The sequence below is a fragment of the Streptomyces sp. NBC_00016 genome (genome assembly GCF_045040885.1).
GTDB lineage: Bacteria > Actinomycetota > Actinomycetes > Streptomycetales > Streptomycetaceae > Streptomyces > Streptomyces coriariae.
The window spans coordinates 5951350-5969872 of the sequence record NZ_CP108304.1 but is presented as its reverse complement, the minus strand read 5'-3'; the positions used below and the strand labels follow the sequence as shown (position 1 = coordinate 5969872).

The window sequence follows — 18523 nt, the reverse complement described above, 5'->3', positions numbered from 1 at the left end:
CCCCCGCATCGAAAATCGCGCACCTTGCGATCACGACGCGGTCACGATCCCCCGCTCGACAGCACAGGCGCCCTTGCCGAGCCCAGGCACCCGGCGTAGACCAGTGCTCACGGGACAGCGCTCGAACGTTCACGAGTCGACGAGGACGAAGAACGGGGCAGTGATGCGCAGCACGAGCAACACCATCCGGACACGCAGGACCGTGAAGGCGGCCGCCACGCTCCTGGCGGGGGCGCTCGCGCTCTCGCTCACGGCGTGCGGCAGCGACGACGACAAGAGCGGCGGAAGCGAAAGCAGCACCGGAGGCAAGGAATCCGGCGGCACCCTCACCCTCCCCAAGCTCGACGGCACCACGCTCGAAGTGGCCGCCGTATGGACCGGCACCGAACAGGCGAACTTCAAGAAGGTCCTCGCCGAGTTCGAGAAACGCACCGGCGCGAAGATCACCTTCGTGCCCGCCCAGGACCCGATCATCAACTTCCTCGGCTCGAAGATCGCGGGCGGCTCACCGCCGGACGTCGCGATGCTGCCGCAGCCCGGCGCCATCAAACAGGCCGCCGACAAGGGCTGGGCCAAACCGCTGGGCGCCGAGGCCCAGGCGGAGCTCGCGAAGAACTACTCGCAGGGCTGGCAGGACATCGGCAAGGTGGGCGACAAGCAGTACGGCGTCTACTACAAGGCCGCCAACAAGTCGCTGATCTGGTACAACGCCAAGGTCTTCGAGAACGCGGGCGCCTCCGACCCCGCGACGTGGAAGGACCTGCTGACCACCGCGCAGACGGTGTACGACTCCGGCGTCACCCCCTTCTCGATCGGCGGTGCCGACGGCTGGACCCTCACCGACTGGTTCGAGAACGTCTACCTCTCCCAGGCGGGCCCGGAGAAGTACGACCAGCTCGCCCAGCACAAGATCAAGTGGACGGACCCCTCCGTGAAGGAGGCCCTGACCACCCTGGCCCAGGTCTGGGGCAAGAAGGACTGGGTGGCGGGCGGCGCGAGCGGCGCGCTCCAGACCGAGTTCCCCGCCTCGGTGACCCAGACCTTCACCGGCGGCGAGCAGCCGAAGGCGGCCATGGTCTACGAGGGTGACTTCGTCCAGGTCAACATCGCCGACACCAAGTCGAAGGTCGGCACGGACGCCAAGGTGTTCCCGTTCCCGAAGGTCGGCGACACCGCGCCGGTGGTCTCCGGCGGTGACGCGGCCGTCATCCTGAAGGACTCCAAGGGCGCGCAGGCGCTGGCGACCTTCCTGGCCTCGCCGGACGCGGCGGAGATCCAGGCGAAGCTCGGCGGCTATCTCTCGCCGAACAAGAACGTCGATGTCTCCGTGTACCCGAACGAGGTCCAGCAGACGATCGCCAAGGCGCTGATCGCGGCCGGCGACGACTTCCGCTTCGACATGTCCGACCAGGCCCCGCAGGCCTTCGGCGGCACCCCCGGCAAGGGCGAGTGGAAGGACCTCCAGGACTTCCTGAAGAACCCGACGGACGTGGCCGGCATCCAGGCGAAACTGGAGTCGGACGCGGCAGCGGCGTACGGGAACTGACGCGGAGATGGCGACGCCCGCGGCGGCGGGGGCTCCCGGGGCCCCCGCCCCTCCTCGCTCGCGCAAGAGTGTGACCGGCACCCGAAGGACCGTGGCCGCGCTGTTCCTGCTGCCCGCCCTGGTGCTGCTCGGCGCGCTCGTGGTCTACCCGATCGGGTACTCGGTCGTGCGCAGTTTCTACGACCAGTCCGGCGACGGCTTCGCCGGCGTCGACAACTACAAGGCCCTCTTCACGGACGAGGGCATCCGTACCGCCCTCAAGAACAACGTGATCTGGGTGGTGTTCGCGCCCACCGTCGCGACCGCGCTCGGTCTCATCTTCGCGGTGCTGACCGAACGGGTGCGCTGGGGCACCGCGTTCAAGCTGGTCGTCTTCATGCCGATGGCGATCTCGATGCTCGCCGCCGGCATCATCTTCCGGCTGGTCTACGACCAGGACCCGGACAAGGGCGTCGCCAACGCGGTGTGGGTGGGCGTCCACGACACGTTCGCCGAGTCGTCGGCGTTCCCGAAGGCCCACCCGGGCCGCGACTCGCCGCTGCGACCGCAGGACGGCGGCTTCATCACCAAGACCCCGGTCCGCACCGGCGTCCCGGTCGCCCTTCCGCTGGTCGGTGTGGCCCCCGACCAGATGCCCGGCGGCGCGGAGAAGGCCGTGAAGGCGCGGCCCGAACAAGGGGAGATCACCGGGACCGCCTGGCAGGACTTCACCCGCGGCAAGGGCGTCGGCACCCTCGGCGCGCCCGACCCGTCCGAACTGGGCTACGCCGGAATGAAGATCGAGGCGGTGAAGGACGGCAGGGTGGTGGCCTCGACGAAAGCGGCCGGCGACGGCACCTTCACGCTTCCCGCCCAGGCCGACGGCGCCCAACTACGGCTGCCCGCGAGCAACTTCAAGGAGGCGTACAACGGTCTGGACTGGCTCGGCCCGTCGCTGGTCACGCCGGCCATCATCGGCTCGTACATCTGGATGTGGGCGGGCTTCGCGATGGTGCTGATCGCGGCCGGCCTGGCGGGGATTCCGCGAGAGCTGCTCGAAGCGGCCCGGGTGGACGGCGCCAACGAGTGGCAGGTGTTCCGCAGAGTCACCGTCCCGCTGCTGGCGCCGGTCCTCGCGGTCGTCGCCGTCACCCTGATGATCAACGTGCTGAAGGTCTTCGACCTGGTCTTCATCATCGCCCCCGGTTCCTCGCAGGACGACGCGAACGTGCTCGCCCTGGAGCTGTACCGCAAGGGCTTCTCCGAGGACCAGCCCGGCATCGCCAGCGCCATCGCGGTGTTCCTGCTGCTGCTGGTGATCCCGGTGATGTGGTTCAACGTGCGTCGGCTCAGGCGGGAGGTGCGGCGGTGACGGCGCCGACGGGGACGAAGGAGACGACGGGGACGAAGGGGACGAAGAAGCGGCTCGAGTGGGTCATGAAGAAGCTCAACGGCGGGCTGGTGCGCGCCTTCCTGATCGTCGTCGGCCTGTTCTGGCTGGTGCCGACCATCGGGCTGCTCATCTCCTCGCTCCGCTCCCCCGAGGACATGAGCGCCGACGGCTGGTGGAAGGTGTTCGGCGAACCCTCCCAACTCACCTTCGACAGCTACCAGAAGCTGCTGGAGAACGGCGACATCACCGGCTCCCTGGTCAACACCGTGCTGATCACGGTGCCGGCGACGGTCCTGGTCGTCGTCATCGGCGCGCTCGCGGGCTACGCGTTCGCGTGGATGGAGTTCCCGGGCCGGGACTGGTGGTTCCTGGGCGTCGTGGGGCTGCTGGTCGTGCCCGTGCAGGTGGCGCTCATCCCGATCGCCGAACTCTTCGGCAAGGTCGGCCTGTTCGGGAACATCCTGGGTGTGATCCTGTTCCACGTCGGGTTCGGACTGCCCTTCTCGGTGTTCCTGCTGCGGAACTTCTTCGCGGAGATCCCCCGCGAGCTGCTGGAGGCGGCCCGTCTCGACGGAGCCGGTGAACTGCGGCTGTTCGCCCGCGTCGTGATGCCGCTGGGTGCCCCCGCGATCGCGTCCCTGGGCATCTTCCAGTTCCTGTGGGTGTGGAACGACATGCTGGTCGCGCTGGTGTTCACCAACGCCGACAGCCAGCCGATCACGGTCGCGCTCCAGACACAGGTACGGCAGTTCGGCAACAACATCGACGTGCTCGCGCCCGGCGCGTTCATCTCGATGGTGATCCCGCTGGCCGTGTTCTTCGCGTTCCAGCGGCAGTTCGTGTCCGGCGTGATGGCGGGCGCGGTCAAATAGCCGAGCGCGCAGTCGGTCAGTAGCCGGTCAAGTGGCCGGTGGGGCAGGGGCGGGCCGGGTCATCGGCCCGCCCCTTTCCGTTCACCCGCAATCCCCCGTATGCCGTACGAACCGTAACCAATTCACTCCATCGGCCGTTCCCGGGCAAGGCCCTGTCTTCCGTCCGCGCCGACCCATGGATGTGCCGTGCCCAGGTTCAGTGTCATCGTCCCCGCGTACAAGGTTCAGGCGTACCTGCACGAGTGCCTCGAATCGGTGCTGTCCCAGTCGTTCGCCGATCTCGAACTGATCGTCGTCGACGACCGTTCGCCGGACGCCTGCGGCGAGATCATCGACGAGTTCGCGGCCCGAGACACGCGCGTGCGCGCCGTGCACCTGCCGGAGAACGTCGGCCTGGGGCAGGCCCGCAACGCCGGGCTGGAGCGCGCGACCGGCGACTACCTGCTGTTCCTGGACTCCGACGACACGCTCACCCCGGACGCGCTGCGCGCGATCGCCGACCGGGTGAGGGAGACGGACGAGCCGGACGTCCTGGTCTACGACTACGCGAGCACGTACTGGTCGGGCGAGACCGTACGCAACCAGTTCGCGGCGCACCTCTGCGAGGAGGGCACCGCGCCCTTCCGGCTCGAGGACCGCCCGGGGCTGCTCAGGGTGCTGATGGTGGCCTGGAACAAGGCCTACCGGCGGGAGTTCGTCGAGGGCGTGGGCCTGACGTTCCCGTCCGGCTACTACGAGGACACCCCGTGGACGTACCCGGCGCTGATGGCCGCGGAGTCGATCGCGACGCTCGACCGGGTCTGCGTGCACTACCGCCAGCGCCGCCGGGGCAACATCCTGTCCACCACCAGCCGGGGCCACTTCGACGTCTTCGAGCAGTACGACCGGGTCTTCGCGTTCGTCGAGCAGCGGCCCGAACTCGCGCACTGGCGACCGGTGTTGTTCCGCCGCATGGTCGACCACCTCTCGACGGTCTTCACCAAGCGCGACCGGCTCCCGCGCGGTTCACGCGCCGAGTTCCTGCGCAGGGCCCGCGCCCACTACCGCCGTTACCGCACCCCGGGCATCCCGGTCCCGCTGCGCTCCCGGCTGCGCCACACGCTGGTCCACTTCGGCGTGCACCGCACCTACCGGGTGCTCCAGGCGTCCATGACCGTGCGCCGGCGCACCCACAAGGCCGTCTCGAAACTCGCCCGCGCGCTGCGGGCGGGCGTCCTCCAGGCCCACTACCGCATCCAGTTGAAGCTGCCGCTGCGCGCCGACCGGGCCGTGTTCGCCGCGTACTGGGGCCGCGGGCACAGCTGCAACCCGGGCGCGCTGGAGGCCGCGTTCCGTACCTTCGCGCCGCAGGTGCGCACGGCGTGGATCGCCCGCCCCGAGCATCGGTCGGCCGTCCCGCCGGGCCCCCGCCAGGTGCGTCCCGGGACGGCCGCCTACTGGACGGCGCTGGCCCGCTCCAAGTACCTGGTGAACAACGTCAACTTCGACCGCCGGCTGGTCAAGCGCCCCGGTCAGGTCTTCGTGCAGACCCAGCACGGCACGCCCCTCAAGCACATGGGCCTCGACCTCCAGGAGCGCCCGGCGGCCGCCCGCGACATGGACTTCGCCGAGCTGCTGAGGGGCGTCGACAAGTGGGACTACGTCGTGTCGGCCAACCGCCACACCACCCTCACCTGGGAGCGCGTCTACCCCGGGCGCTACGAGACCCTCGAGTACGGCTATCCCCGCAACGACGTCTTCCAGCGGGCGACCTCGGCGGACGTGGCCCGGCTGCGCGAGTCCCTCGGCATCCCGCGCGACACGGTCGCCGTCCTCTACGCGCCCACCCACCGCGACTACCGCCGCGTCCAGCGCTCCCACCTCGACCTGGAGCGGGTCCTGCGCAGACTGGGGCCCCGCTTCGTGATCCTGGCCCGCGCCCACTACTGGCAGGAGGCGCCGGCCGGCCGGCCGGTGCCGGGCGTCATCGACGTCACCGACCACCCGAGCGTGGAGTCCCTCTGCCTGGCCTCGGACGCCCTGGTCACCGACTACTCGTCCCTCATGTTCGACTACGCCGGCCTGGACCGCCCGATCGTGATCCACGCCGACGACTGGGAGGCCTACGAGGCGGCCCGCGGCACCTACTTCGACCTGCGCGGCTGCCCGCCGGGCGCGGTCGCCCGCAGCGAGGACGAACTGATCGACATCTTCGCGACCGGTCACTGGCGCGGCTCCCGTTCCACCCAGCTGCGGGCCGCGTTCCGTGAGCGGTTCTGCCCGTACGACGACGGCCGCGCCGCCGAGCGCGTCGTACGGCGGGTGGTGCTGGGCGAGACGCGGCTGCCCCCGGTCGTGCCGCTCGCCGAGCGCCGTCCGGTGCCGTCGGCCGCCGCCTCGGCGACGATGCCCGCGGGGCGCCCGGCGCTCGCCCATGTGCCGCCGCCCGCCGGCCCGGTCCTCCCCGTCACCGACCGACGCTGAACCCCGTTCGCCCTCAGGAAAGTTGCCATGCCCTCCGGCTCGTCACGGCCCACCCCGATCCGGCCGTCCAGCCGGCGGCCGGCCGGGCGGCCCGCCCGTACCGCCCGAAGAACCCCGCCGTAGCCCGACCGCGCAGACCGACCGCCCCGGACCCTCCGCTGTGGACCGTCCGCCGCAACGACAGAGAAAGAGCAGCATGCCCCGCTTCAGCATCATCGTCCCGTCCCATGGGGTCGCGGGCCGGTTGTCCCTGGCGCTGGACTCCGTCCTGGCCCAGTCCTTCGGCGACTTCGAGCTGATCCCGGTCAGCGACGCGCCCGGCACCCCGGCCGCGGCCCTCGCCGCCGGATACGCGCGGCGGGACTCCCGGGTGGCCCCGGTGCACTCGCCACCGTCCGCCGGGCTGAGCGGGGCGCGCAACACCGGGATGCGGGCGGCGACCGGCGCGTATCTGCTGTTCCTCGACGGTGACGACGTCCTCGCCCCGGGCGCCCTGGCGACGCTGGACGCCCGGCTGACCGAGACCGGCGACGTCGACGTGCTGTACACCGAGCACGAGCGCACCCCGTGGTGGGACGGCGAGCCGGCCAACCCGGCCGCCCCGCTGCTGGCGGGGACACCCAAGGGCGCCTTCTCCCCCGCCGAGGCCCCGCACGTCACCGGCGTGCAGCTGCCCGCGTGGGGCACGCTCTACCGGCGCTCCTTCGTCGCCGAGCACCGGCTCACCTTCCCCGACGGGCACTTCACGGATGTCGGCTTCGGCGGCCTGGTCACCGTGCACGCCGAGCGGATCGCGGTGCTGCGCTCGGTCGTCGTACGGCATCTGCTGCGGCGGCAGGGCAACCGGCTGAACCTGCCGGGCGCACACCATCCGGAGCTCCTGGACCGGATCGAGGCGGTGCTGACCCGGGCGGCCGAACTCGGGCTGTCCGGGGACCGGTCGGATGCCCTCTTCGCGCAGCTCTTCGCGGCCGTCCTGAAGACGGCCGCGCACCCGGCCCGGCTGACCGGGCGCCGCCGCCGGGCCTTCTTCCGCCGCGCGGGCCGGCTGTACCGGCGCCACCGCCCGGCCGGTTTCCGCGGGCCGGGCGGCAGCCTGGGGGTGCAGCACCGGCTGCTGGCGGCGGGGGCCTACACCGCGTTCCGCGCGCTGCGCGGCGCCAACCGGAAGGCCGCGGGCGCCGTCGAGCGCCTCCCGCGTCCCCAGGGCCTGCGCACCCGCCTGCTCTACCGGCGCCGGCTGCGCCGCCGTATCGACCCGAACCTGGCGGTGTACTGCGCGTACTGGGGGCGCGGCTACGCGTGCAGCCCGGCCGCGATCCACGCCAAGGCCGCCGAACTCGCCCCGCACATCCGCTCGGTGTTCCTCGTCGAGGCCGACCAGGCGCACGCGATGCCGGACGGCGTCGACCACGCCGTCATCGGCAGCCGCCGCTACTGGGAGGTCCTGGCCCGCGCCAAGTACCTGGTCAACAACGCCAACTTCGCGGAGGGCGTGGTCAAGCGCGAGGGCAGTGTGCATGTGCAGACCCAGCACGGCACCCCGCTCAAGAAGATGGGCGTCGACCAGTCCACGTACCCGGTCGTCGCCGCCGCGACCGGCTCCTTCACCAAGCTGCTGGGCCGCGTGGACCGCTGGGACTACAACCTCTCCTCCAACACCCACTCCACCCAGATGTGGGAGCGCGCCTTCCCGGGCTCCTACGAGCAGCTGGAGTACGGCTATCCGCGCAACGACGTCTTCTACACGGCGACCGCGGCCGACGTGGCCCGGGTCCGGCGGGAGCTGGGGGTGCCGGAGGGCAGCACGGCCGTCCTGTACGCGCCCACCCACCGCGACTACCACACCGGTTTCGAGCCGGGCCTGGACCTGGAGGCCTTCTGCGAGGCGGCCGGCGAGGACGTGGTCGTGCTGCTGCGGGCGCACTACTTCTACGACGGGGGCGGCCGGCGCGGCACCGGCCGGGTCATCGACGTCACCGGTCACCGCTCCTCCGAGGAGGTCTGTCTGGCCGCCGACGCGCTGGTCACCGACTACTCGTCGATCATGTTCGACTACGCCAACCTGGACCGTCCGATCGTCGTGTACGCCGACGACTGGGACGTCTACCGGGAGACCCGGGGCGTCTACTTCGACCTGATGGAAGCCCCGCCGGGGCCGGTCGCCGGCACGCCCGAGGAGCTGGCCCGGGTGTTCCGCGACGGCTCGTACGCGGACTCCGGGTCCGCCGCCCGCCGGGCCGCGTTCCGGTCCCGTTTCTGCCAGTTCGACGACGGCCGGGCCGCCGAGCGCGTGGTGCGCCGGGTGCTGCTCGACGAGCCGCCGGAGGCGATCGAGCCCGTGCGGCCGCTCGCCGAGCGCGTCCCGGCCCCCGCCGCCTCCACCCTCGTAAGGAGCTGACCTCCGCAGTGCCCCGCTTCAGCATCATCGTCCCCTGTTTCAAGGTGCAGGGCTTCCTGCGCGAGTGTCTCGACTCGGTCCTGGAGCAGTCGTACCGGGACATCGAGGTGATCGCCGTCGACGACCGCTCGCCCGACGGCTGCGGCGCGATCCTCGACGAGTACGCGGCCCGCGACGACCGTGTCCGGGTCCTGCACCTGCCGGAGAACGCCGGCCTCGGCCGCGCCCGCAACGCCGGCATGCCGCTCGCGGGCGGCGACTACCTGTTCTTCCTCGACAGCGACGACACCCTCACCCCGGGCGCGCTGCGCGCGATGGCCGACCGGCTCGACGAGGCCGGCGACCCGGACGTGCTGGTCTTCGACTACGCGCGCACCTACTGGTGGGGCGGCACCCGCAGGAACGCCCTGGCCCACATCCTCGCGGAGACGGGCGACGGCACCTTCACGGCCGTCGAACACCCGGAGATCCTCGACCTGTTGATGGTCGTGTGGAACAAGGTCTACCGGCGGGAGTTCGTCGAGAGGAACGGCTTCTCCTTCCCGCCCGGCTACTACGAGGACACCCCCTGGACGTTCCCGGTCATGCTCAGCGCGGAGCGGATCGCCACGCTGGACCGGATCTGCCTGAACTACCGCCAGCGGCGGCAGGGCAACATCCTGTCCACCACCAGCCGTAAGCACTTCGACGTCCACGACCAGTACGAGCGGGTCTTCTCCTTCGTCGACTCCCGCCCCGCACTGGCGAGTTGGCGGCCGTATCTGCACCGCAAGATGGGCGAGCACTGTCTCGACATCCTCGCCAAGCCGGACCGGCTGCCGCCGTCGGACAAGGGCGAGTTCTTCCGCCGTACGGCCGAGCTGTTCGCCCGCCACCGGCCCGCCGGTGAGCCGGTGCCCGCCGAACTCCGGGTCCTGGAGGGCGGATACACGGCCTACCGGATCAAGCGGAGGGCCGGGCAGACGGGCCGGGAGTTCGCCCGGCGCGGCGGGCAGGCGGGCCGGGCCGCGGCCGGGCGGCTGCGCCGGGGTCCGAGCGCCCTGCGCGGGCATCGCGCGGTGGACCCGCGCCTCGTCCTGTACTCCGCGTTCTCGCACCGGGGCGTGCTCGGCGATCCCGGAGCCGTCTACGAGAAGGCGCGGGAGATCGCACCGCAGCTGCGCGGGGTGTGGGTGGTGCGCGACGAGGAGACGGCCGAGCGGCTCCCGGCGGGCGTGGAGCACGTGCTGCTCGACTCCCCCGCCTACCGCCGGGTCGTCGCGCGGGCCGGCTTCTTCGTCAACAACGTCAACTGGCCCGGCACCCTGGCCAAACGGCCGGGCAGCGTCCACATCCACACCCACCAGGGCACCCCGTTGAAGTACATGGCGGCCGACCTGCTCCAGCGGCCCGGCGCCCGGTACGGCGTGGACGTGCCGCAGATGCTGCGCCGCGCCGACCGCTGGGACTACAGCCTGGTCGCCAACCAGCACTCCGAGCTGGTGTGGGAGCGGGCCTACCCGTGCCACTTCACCTCGGTGCGGACCGGGAGCCCGCGCAACGACGTGCTGGTGAACGCCGGTGCGCAGGCGGGTCTCGCGGTCCGCGCGCGGCTCGGGATCCCGGCCGGTCACACGGTCGTGCTGTACGCGCCGACCCGCCGCGAGTACGTGCGGGGCGGGCACGTCGACCGGCTCGACCTGGCCCGGCTCGCCGCCGACCTGGGCGAAGGGCACACCCTCGTCGTACGGCTGCACCCGTCGCTGGCGACCGGTCCGGCGCGCGGGGCGGGCCTGGCCGACCTGCACCGGCGCGGGGTGCTGGTGGACGCGACGGACGAGCCGCGTGTCGAGGACGTCATGCTCGCCTCCGACGTCCTGGTCACCGACTACTCGGCCCTGATGTTCGACTACGCCAACCTGGACCGGCCGATCGTCGTCCACGCCGACGACTGGGCCGCGTACACGGCGAGCCGGGGCGCCTACTTCGACGTCACCGCCGACGCGCCCGGCCAGGTCTCGCGCACCTACCGGGAGCTGGCCTGGCTGCTGACCTCCGGCAGCTGGCGCGACGAGGCGTCGGCGCGGCTGCGGGCGGGCTTCCGGGAGCGGTTCTGCGCCTACGACGACGGGCGGGCCGCCGAGCGGGTCGTCCGGCGGCTGCTGCTGGGCGAGGAGCTCCCCGAGGGTCTCGCCGCCGTCCCGAAGGTTCCCGGACCGGCCGGCGCCCGCGATCTGCTCGCGTCGACGTGACACCTCCCCTGCGGCCGCGCACCTGGGTGCTGGTCCTGGTCGCCGTGTTCGCGCTGCTCCAGCTCGCGAACGTGACCGGCCGGGACACCCCGGACAGCAAGAACTACCTGTCGTACGCACTGAGTCTGCGCGGTGAGGGCAAGCGCGAGGCGGCGGCCGTGACCATCGCCTACGCCTGCGCGGGCGAGGCCTCGATCGCGGCCCGCCGGCAGAGCGTGGACGTGCTCCGCTTCGACGATCCCGACCCGGGCCGCCGGGTCACCGCCGAGTGCCGCGAGCGGGAGTGGCGCGCCGTCGACGCGCGGCTCGAGGCAGGACAGACCGGCGGGCACACCGTGCCGTTCATGCCGGAGCGCTTCATGCGGATCTTCGAGGCGCGGCCCGGCTACCCGGTGTTCCTGCTGCCGTTCATCACCCTGTTCGGCGTGACCTGGGGCGTGTGGCTGGCGGGTGTCGCGGTGACGGCGGCGGGCGGGGTGCTGGTGTTCCTGATCCTGCGCACCCGGCGCGCGCCGACCTCTGTCTGTCTGACCGGGCAGGCCCTGTACTACGTGCTGCCGTGCGGGACGACCGCCATGCGCCCGATGACCGAGGGCCTGATGCTGGCGCTGACGCTGGCGGCGGTGTGGGGGTGCGCGCTGGCACTGGACGACGAGGTGCGGGCGGGGGCGTGGCTGGTCGGCGGTTCGCTGGCCGCCCTGTTCACCGTCAAGCACTCACAGGCGCTGTTCCTCGGGCTGTGTCTGGCGGGCGCGGGCGCGCTGATCGCCGTACGGCGCCGACGGCGCGGGCGGCCGCCGGGGCGGGGGGTGGTCGTGGTGGCCGTGGCGGGTGGTTTCGGGGTGCTGGGGACGCTGGTACTGGCGAGGCTGCTGCACTATCCGTCCGAGTCGGAGAGCCTCCAGGATCTGCTGACCCACCACTTCGACCGGCCGGACCGCACGCAGGTCTGGCCCGAGTTCCTGCGTCTCCAGGGGAACTTCTGGGTGGAGTGGCTGCGCCGGCAGCTGTGGGAGCCGCTGTTCGTGGCCGCGCTGGCGGCCGGGGCGTGGGGGGTGGCGCGGGGGCGGCGGCGGGCGTTCGGCGTCTTCGTGCTCGGCGCCGCCTGCACCGGGGTCCTCACCCAGGCCGGACACCCGGACATCGGCATCTGGGGCGACCGGTTGATCGTGCTCGCGTGGCTGCTGCCGGTGCTGGGGGTGCCGCTGCTGCTCGAGCCCGTGCTGCGGGGGCGGGTGGCCCTGCCGGCCCAAGAAGGCGCCGATCGGACTCACTCCTTGAGGTGACTTTCGGCAAGGCTGTTGACCGGGCGGGAAGATACGGCCAATGCCCCTCTTTGCCCAGCTCGGACCCCGGTACGGTGCGCTGTCGCGCTCCCTGCCCGGTTCCCTGTTCGACTCCCTCCCCGGCGCGGCCCGATGCGATGCGGCCGGATGTGGTGCGGCCGGATGTGGTGCGGCCGGATGTGGTGCGGCCCGATCCGGTGCGTTCCGGTCCGGTGCCGTCCGTTGAGCACCGGGGTCCAGACCCGGCGGCCCACGCTCGGTGCGACGGCGCTGCGCGGCGGGCGGGGTTGGCGGCCGACCCCGTACCAGACCGTCGGCTTCCTGTTCTGGCTGCTGATGTCGCTGGCGTACTGGCGGGTGCCGCAGTGCTGCGACGCCGGCCAGCACGCGGCGGTGGTCGAACGCCTGAAGGACCGTCTGCTGAACCCGCGGCACCCGATGGGCGACCTGCCGGGCGCGGGCAGCCCCTACTACTCGCCGTACGCGGTGGCGGAGGGCGCGTTCGCCCGGGTGAGCGGGCTGACGGGCTGGGCGGTGCTGCGGGTCGCCGGCCCGGTGAACCTGCTGGTGCTGCTGACCGGCATCGGCCGCTTCACGCGTGTGCTGACGCCGAGACCGTGGGCCCCGGTGCTCGCACTGGCGGCGATGACGCTGCTGTGGGGCACCGAGCGGGCCTGGTGGAGCGGCTACCTGGGCCTGATGTCGATGACCGGCAACCTCGGCTACCCGTCCACCTTCGCCATCGGGCTCACCTTCTGGGCGTGGGCCCTGGCGGGCACGCGCGCGCGTGACGCGCGCCGGGTGCGCTACGTGGGTCCGAGCGGGCTGCGCGGCTACACGGGATATGTGACCCTCGGCGCGCTGTACGGGGTGATCCTGCTGGTGCATCCGATCACGGCGATCGCGGCGGTGACCGGGGGCGCGGCCTTCGTCGTGGGGTGGCAGCGGGGGTGGCGGGCCGCGGTGGCCGCCCGGTGGGCGGTGGCGGGGGCCGCGGCGCTGCTGGTGGCCGCTCTCTGGCCGTACTTCGACGTGTTCGAGCTGGCCGGGAACGACAGTGTGGACGCGATGCACCGGCGGCTGTACGACGATCCGCTGGGCCACTTCTGGCTGGCGCTGCTGGGGGTGCCGGCGCTGTGGGCGCGGGGCCGCCGCTCGGTGCGCGACCCGCTGGTGCTGATGTTCGCCCTGGAGTGCCTGGTGGTGGCGTACGGCTTCGTCAGCGGCCACTACACCTGTGGGCGGATCCTCGGGCTCACCCTGGTGCCGCTCCAGTTCGCCCTGGCCGTGGAACTGGCGGCGCCCCGGCCCTGGCGGGCGGGGCGGCGGGTGCTGGGCGCGGTCGCGACGGGCGCGGCCTGCCTCGGTTTCCTCACGGTGCAGGCGGGGGCGGTCGTGCCGCGCGCGCTGGACCCGGTCGGCTTCGAACCGCCGCCGCGCTGGCCCGCGTACGACTGGGCCGCGCGGCACATCGGGCCCGGCGAGGTGGTGGTCACCGACGGGTACTACGCGGTCCACACGATCGCCGGGTACGGGCCGAACCTGGCCGCGCCGGCCTGGCCGGACGCGGCCCTGGACGAACGGGAGCGGCTACGGCGCCTCGACGACGTCCGCACCTACCTCTCCCTCGGGTCGACCCGCGCCGAGCGGGTGGGGATCGCCCACCGCTACCGCATCCGCTGGCTGCTGCTGACGCGCTGGCACCCGGTGCCCGAGGAGGCCGTGGTGGTGGCGTGGAGCCGGCGGACGGGGGAGGTACTGGCGCGGGTCGGGACCCGCTGAACCGCCCGGAAGCGGCCGGGGACTACTCGATGACGAGGTCGACCTCGATGTTGCCGCGGGTGGCGTTGGAGTAGGGGCAGACCTGGTGGGCGGTCTCGACCAGCTTGCGGCCGGTCGCCTCGTCCAGGCCCTCGGGCAGCTCGACGCGCAGCGTCACCTTGAGGCCGAAGCCCTCGCCCTGCTTGCCTATGCCGACCTCGGCGGTCACGGCGGCGTCGGTGACGTCGACCTTCGCCTGGCGTCCGACGAGACCGAGGGCGCTGCCGAAGCAGGCCGCGTAACCGGCGGCGAAGAGCTGCTCGGGGTTGGTGCCCTGACCGTTGCCGCCCAGCTCCACCGGCGGGGCCAGCTGGAGGTCGATCCTGCCGTCGGAGGAGACGGCGCGACCGTCGCGGCCGTGGGTGGCGGTGGCGACTGCGGTGTAGAGCGCGTCCATGGATGAACCATCCCTCTCGGAAGTCGTGTCGGGGGGTGGCCGGCCCTCGCGCTGTTCGCGTCCGGACCGCCTCACGGAGATAAGTAGAGCACACAATTAAGTTGTGCACAACTAAATGGCTCGCTGGAGCTACCCTGGAGGCATGACCGCGACGCCCACACCCGCAGCGCAGGAGAACGCCGAGGAGAACTGGCTCCGTCTGGACAGCCAGATCTGCTTCTCCCTGCACGCCGCCTCGCGCGCCTTCAACGGCGTGTACCGCGTGATCCTCAAGGAACTCGGGCTGACCTACCCGCAGTACCTCGTACTGCTGGTCCTGTGGGAGCACGGCGAACTGCCCGTCAAGAAGCTCGGCGAACACCTCCGCCTCGACTCCGGCACACTCTCCCCGCTGCTCAAGCGGCTGGAATCGGCCGGCCTGGTGCGCAGGGAGCGCAGCGCGCGCGACGAGCGCTCGGTGGAGATCCGGCTCACCGAGGAGGGCACGGCCCTGCGCGAGCGGGCCCTGCGGGTGCCGCGCCGGATCGTTTCGGCGACCGGGTTCGACCTGGACGAGATCCGGGACCTGCGCGAGCACCTCGACCAGCTCACCTCGGCCCTCGACGCGGCGGCCCTGGAGGAGGAACCGGAGCGCGGATGACGGGCCGGGCCCCCACGACGCGATGCCGGTGACGGACCGCTCGCGAATCCCCCGAGTTTCCCGAATCCCCCGAGTCCCCCGAGTCCCCCGAGTTTCCCCGTCGACCCGGGTCAGGCGTTGTTCAGATACGCCAGCACCGCCAGCACCCGTCGGTGGCCGCTGTCGCTCGGGGGGAGGCTCAGCTTCAGGAACACGTTGCCGATGTGTTTGCTGACGGACCGTTCGGTGATGACGAGGGTGTCGGCGATGGTGGTGTTGTCGCGGCCCTCGGCCATGAGCTTCAGCACCTCGCGCTCGCGCGGGGTGAGCGAGTCCAGTGGTGAGTCGCGGCGGCGGGACATCAGCTCCGTGACGACCTCGGGGTCGAGAGCCGTACCGCCGGAGGCGACCCGCTCCAGGGCGTCGAGGAACTCGTCCACCCGGCCCACGCGGTCCTTCAGCAGATAGCCGACCCCGCTCGCGCCCCCGCCCAGCAGTTCGGCGGCATAGGACTCCTCGACGTACTGGGAGAGCACCAGCACCGGCAGGCCGGGAATCCTCTCGCGGGCCTCCAGCGCGGCCCGCAGCCCCTCGTCGCGGAAGCCCGGCGGCATCCGCACGTCGAGCACCGCCACGTCCGGCCGGTGCCGCAGGAGCGCCGGCAGGACCTCGGGGCCGGAGCCGACGACGGCCACGACCTCGTGCCCGGCCGATGTCAGCAGCAGGACCAGGCCCTCCCTGAGCAGGGCGTTGTCCTCGGCCATCACGATTCTCATGCCACCTCGGCTCCCGTCACGGCGTCCGCGCCCCTTACAGCGCCTTGATCGCCTCGGTGGTCGCACGAGCCAGCGCACCCAGGTAGCCCTTGGGCAGCTTCGGGCTGCGGATCACCACCGAACGCCAGTAAAGCGGACCCGAGATCAGATCGAGCGCCAGCTCCTCGTTCAGCCCCGCGCGGACCTCGCCGCGCTGCTCCGCCGCCGCCACGATCTTCAGGGCGACCTCCTCCTGCCCCTGCTTCAGCGCCTTCTGCAGGGCCTCGGCGATCTCCGGGTTGCGGGCCGCCTCGGCCTGGAGGTCGGGGATGATCTGCGAGGCCACCGGATGCCGCAGGGCCCGGGAGCTCACCTCGTAGAGCATGCGCAGGTCGCCCTCCAGGCTGCCCGTCTCCGGGGCCGGCAGTCCCTGCACGGCGATCACCGAGACGATGTCGAGGACCAGGTGCAGCTTGGAGCGCCAGCGCCGGTACACCGCGGTCTTGCCCACCCCGGCCCGCCGGGCGATCCCCTCGATGGACATCCGCGCGTAGCCGACGGTCGCGAGCTCCTCGAACACGGCGGCCCTGATGGCCTCCGTCACATCCTCGCGGAGCACGGCCGCGCCCGCGGGGGCCCGGCGGCGCGGGCGCACCTGGGGTCCATCGGCGTTCGTCGCGTTCGTCGTCATACGGACCAGCATAGGGCGTTACGACGAGACGGTTGCGTTCCGACGACGAATCGGCCTACTCTCACGTTGCGACGATACGGTCCCGTCCCGACGTAAGAAAACGTAAAGAAAAGCGTAAGGAAACGTCGAGCGGCCACGGAAACGCCGCCGCCCGCACCCTTCCCCCGAGCGAAAGCAGCGGATGTGAGTCAGGTCCTCCACACACCGCCCCAGACACAGGCCGCCCCCCACGGCGACCTCGCGGCTCTGGCCGCCCGTCACGGCCTCACGGTCAGCGGCGCCCGCCCGTCCCTGCCCGAGTACATCCGCCAGCTCTGGGCGCGCCGCCACTTCATCACCGCGTTCGCCACCGCCAAGCTCACCGCCCAGTACAGCCAGGCGAAGCTGGGCCAGGTCTGGCAGGTGATGACCCCGCTGCTGAACGCGGCGGTCTACTACTTCATCTTCGGTGTCCTGCTGGAGACCAAGAAGGGCGTGGCGGACTTCATCCCGTTCCTGGTCACGGGCGTGTTCGTCTGGACGTTCACGCAGAGCTCGATCATGGCGGGCACCCGGGCCATCGGCGGCAGCATCGGACTGGTGCGGGCCCTGCACTTCCCCCGGGCCGCCCTGCCGATCTCGTTCTGCCTCCAGCAACTCCAGCAGCTGCTGTTCTCGATGGCCGCCCTGCTGATCATCCTGTTCGCCGTGGGCGTGCCGCCGGCGCTGTCCTGGGTCCTCGTCCTTCCGGCCCTGACACTCCAGTTCGTCTTCAACGCCGGCGTCTCGATGATCCTGGCCCGGCTCGGCGCGAACACCCCGGACATCTCCCAGCTGATGCCGTTCATCCTGCGCACCTGGATGTACATCTCGGGCGTGATGTGGAGCATCGACAACCTGCTCGAGAAGCACCAGGGCATGCCGACCTGGGTCGCCGACCTGCTGCGGGCCAACCCCGCCGCCGTCTACATCGACCTGATGCGCTTCGCGCTGATCGACAGCTTCCACGCGAGCCAGCTGCCGCCCCACGTGTGGCTGGTCGCGACCGGCTGGGCGCTGCTCGCCGGCGTCGGCGGCTTCATCTACTTCTGGAAGGCTGAGGAGACGTACGGCCGTGGCTGAGAACGCAACGCGCACCGCGCCCACCGCACCCACCGCGCTCACCGAGCCCGTCGACGAGCGGGCCCCCACCGTCATCGCGGACGGCGTCGACATCGTCTACCGGATCAACGGCACCGGCAGCGGCCGCGGCAGCGCGACGGCGGCCCTCAACCGCATCATGCGCCCCCGGCAGGCCCAGAAGGCCGCCGGCATGCGCACGGTGCACGCCGTCAAGAACGTCACCTTCGTCGCGTACAAGGGCGAGGCGATCGGCCTCATCGGCACCAACGGCTCCGGCAAGTCGACCCTGCTCAAGGGGATCGCCGGCCTCCAGCCGGTGGAGAACGGCAAGATCTACACCGACGGCCAGCCCTCCCTCCTCGGCGTCAACGCGGCCCTGATGGGCGACCTGACCGGCGAACGCAACGTCTACCTGGGCGGGCTCGCCATGGGGATGACGCGCGAGCAGATCAAGGAGCGCTACCAGGAGATCGTCGACTTCTCCGGCATCAACGAGAAGGGCGACTTCATCTCGCTGCCGATGCGCACCTACTCCTCCGGCATGGGCTCCCGGCTGCGCTTCTCCATCGCCGCCGCCAAGGACCACGACGTACTCCTCATCGACGAGGCACTGTCGACCGGTGACGCCCGGTTCCAGGCGCGCTCGGCGGAGCGCATCCAGGAGATGCGCGCGCACGCCGGAACCGTCTTCCTGGTCAGCCACAGCAATGCCGCGATCCGCGAGACCTGCGACCGGGTGCTGTGGCTGGAGCGCGGCGAACTGCGCATGGACGGCCCGACCGAGGAGGTCCTCGAAGCGTACGAGGCGTTCACCGGGGACAAGAAGAAGCCCAAGCCGAAGCCGAAGCCCGCCTGACGGAACGGCGGACGCACCGGACCCACCGCACCGGACCCACCGGACGCAACGGGGGGTGCCCCCGAGCCACGACGGCTCGGGGGCACCCCCTGCTTCCCCTGCTTCCCGTGTT

General features: G+C 71.6%; 14 protein-coding genes. 11 read left to right on the top strand and 3 right to left on the bottom strand.

Annotated elements, in window-relative coordinates; translation table 11 throughout:
* The first annotated feature begins 163 nt into the window (after nucleotides 1-163).
* The 8 genes from OG933_RS26465 to OG933_RS26430 all read left to right on the top strand — a co-directional run bounded on the left by OG933_RS26465 (nucleotide 164) and on the right by OG933_RS26430 (nucleotide 13953).
* Nucleotides 164-1546 carry an ABC transporter substrate-binding protein gene (locus OG933_RS26465; protein ID WP_362522638.1) on the top strand — a complete coding sequence of 461 codons (1383 nt, stop codon included), beginning with the start codon at nucleotides 164-166 and terminating at the stop codon, nucleotides 1544-1546.
* Nucleotides 1547-1553: 7 nt separating this feature from the next.
* Nucleotides 1554-2897 carry a sugar ABC transporter permease gene (locus OG933_RS26460; RefSeq protein WP_362522639.1) on the top strand — a complete coding sequence of 448 codons (1344 nt, stop codon included), beginning with the start codon at nucleotides 1554-1556 and terminating at the stop codon, nucleotides 2895-2897.
* Between the two features lie 65 nt (nucleotides 2898-2962).
* Nucleotides 2963-3790 carry a carbohydrate ABC transporter permease gene (locus tag OG933_RS26455; protein WP_405633517.1) on the top strand — a complete coding sequence of 276 codons (828 nt, stop codon included), beginning with the start codon at nucleotides 2963-2965 and terminating at the stop codon, nucleotides 3788-3790.
* A 186-nt stretch (nucleotides 3791-3976) separates the two neighbouring features.
* Nucleotides 3977-6253 (top strand): CDP-glycerol glycerophosphotransferase family protein, encoded by a 2277-nt coding sequence (locus OG933_RS26450; RefSeq protein WP_405629172.1) that lies wholly within the window; start codon nucleotides 3977-3979, stop codon nucleotides 6251-6253.
* A 196-nt stretch (nucleotides 6254-6449) separates the two neighbouring features.
* Nucleotides 6450-8654, top strand: coding sequence for a CDP-glycerol glycerophosphotransferase family protein (locus OG933_RS26445; RefSeq protein ID WP_405629171.1), 2205 nt, complete (start codon nucleotides 6450-6452; stop codon nucleotides 8652-8654).
* An 8-nt stretch (nucleotides 8655-8662) separates the two neighbouring features.
* Nucleotides 8663-10885, top strand: coding sequence for a CDP-glycerol glycerophosphotransferase family protein (locus OG933_RS26440; protein WP_405629170.1), 2223 nt, complete (start codon nucleotides 8663-8665; stop codon nucleotides 10883-10885).
* Between the two features lie 8 nt (nucleotides 10886-10893).
* Nucleotides 10894-12171, top strand: coding sequence for a hypothetical protein (locus tag OG933_RS26435; protein ID WP_405633516.1), 1278 nt, complete (start codon nucleotides 10894-10896; stop codon nucleotides 12169-12171).
* Nucleotides 12172-12393: 222 nt separating this feature from the next.
* Nucleotides 12394-13953, top strand: a complete 1560-nt coding sequence (locus OG933_RS26430; protein WP_362522643.1) for a hypothetical protein — start codon at nucleotides 12394-12396, stop codon at nucleotides 13951-13953.
* 22 nt (nucleotides 13954-13975) lie between these two features.
* On the opposite strand, the gene OG933_RS26425 is transcribed toward OG933_RS26430, so the two are convergent.
* Nucleotides 13976-14389: an organic hydroperoxide resistance protein gene (locus OG933_RS26425; RefSeq protein WP_020132372.1), complete on the bottom strand. Its 414-nt coding sequence runs from the start codon at nucleotides 14387-14389 to the stop codon at nucleotides 13976-13978.
* Nucleotides 14390-14531: 142 nt separating this feature from the next.
* Between OG933_RS26425 and OG933_RS26420 the strand changes: the two genes are divergently transcribed.
* Nucleotides 14532-15029 carry a MarR family winged helix-turn-helix transcriptional regulator gene (locus OG933_RS26420; RefSeq protein WP_020132371.1) on the top strand — a complete coding sequence of 166 codons (498 nt, stop codon included), beginning with the start codon at nucleotides 14532-14534 and terminating at the stop codon, nucleotides 15027-15029.
* 110 nt (nucleotides 15030-15139) lie between these two features.
* Here OG933_RS26420 and OG933_RS26415 read toward each other — a convergent pair whose 3' ends face one another.
* A complete protein-coding gene (locus OG933_RS26415; protein ID WP_267022808.1) occupies nucleotides 15140-15784 on the bottom strand; it encodes a response regulator transcription factor in 645 nt (214 codons plus the stop codon).
* Between the two features lie 34 nt (nucleotides 15785-15818).
* Complete coding sequence (locus tag OG933_RS26410; RefSeq protein WP_362270920.1) at nucleotides 15819-16466, bottom strand: TetR/AcrR family transcriptional regulator; 648 nt, start codon at nucleotides 16464-16466, stop codon at nucleotides 15819-15821.
* A 171-nt stretch (nucleotides 16467-16637) separates the two neighbouring features.
* On the opposite strand from OG933_RS26410, the gene OG933_RS26405 reads away from it, so the two are divergent.
* Both OG933_RS26405 and OG933_RS26400 read left to right on the top strand, forming a co-directional pair.
* Nucleotides 16638-17555 carry an ABC transporter permease gene (locus OG933_RS26405; RefSeq protein ID WP_020132368.1) on the top strand — a complete coding sequence of 306 codons (918 nt, stop codon included), beginning with the start codon at nucleotides 16638-16640 and terminating at the stop codon, nucleotides 17553-17555.
* A complete protein-coding gene (locus tag OG933_RS26400; RefSeq protein ID WP_362522644.1) occupies nucleotides 17548-18411 on the top strand; it encodes an ABC transporter ATP-binding protein in 864 nt (287 codons plus the stop codon). The genes OG933_RS26405 and OG933_RS26400 overlap by 8 nt, the downstream gene beginning before the upstream one ends.
* The last annotated feature ends 112 nt before the right edge of the window (nucleotides 18412-18523 follow it).

Bases quoted from the DNA above. Each gene is read 5' to 3' on its own strand.
- OG933_RS26465 (WP_362522638.1), top strand. From the start codon at position 164: ATGCGCAGCACGAGCAACACCATCCGGACACGCAGGACCGTGAAGGCG.
- OG933_RS26460 (WP_362522639.1), top strand. From the start codon at position 1,554: ATGGCGACGCCCGCGGCGGCGGGGGCTCCCGGGGCCCCCGCCCCTCCT.
- OG933_RS26455 (WP_405633517.1), top strand. From the start codon at position 2,963: ATGAAGAAGCTCAACGGCGGGCTGGTGCGCGCCTTCCTGATCGTCGTC.
- OG933_RS26445 (WP_405629171.1), top strand. From the start codon at position 6,450: ATGCCCCGCTTCAGCATCATCGTCCCGTCCCATGGGGTCGCGGGCCGG.
- OG933_RS26425 (WP_020132372.1), bottom strand. From the start codon at position 14,389: ATGGACGCGCTCTACACCGCAGTCGCCACCGCCACCCACGGCCGCGAC.
- OG933_RS26420 (WP_020132371.1), top strand. From the start codon at position 14,532: ATGACCGCGACGCCCACACCCGCAGCGCAGGAGAACGCCGAGGAGAAC.
- OG933_RS26415 (WP_267022808.1), bottom strand. From the start codon at position 15,784: ATGAGAATCGTGATGGCCGAGGACAACGCCCTGCTCAGGGAGGGCCTG.
- OG933_RS26410 (WP_362270920.1), bottom strand. From the start codon at position 16,466: ATGCTGGTCCGTATGACGACGAACGCGACGAACGCCGATGGACCCCAG.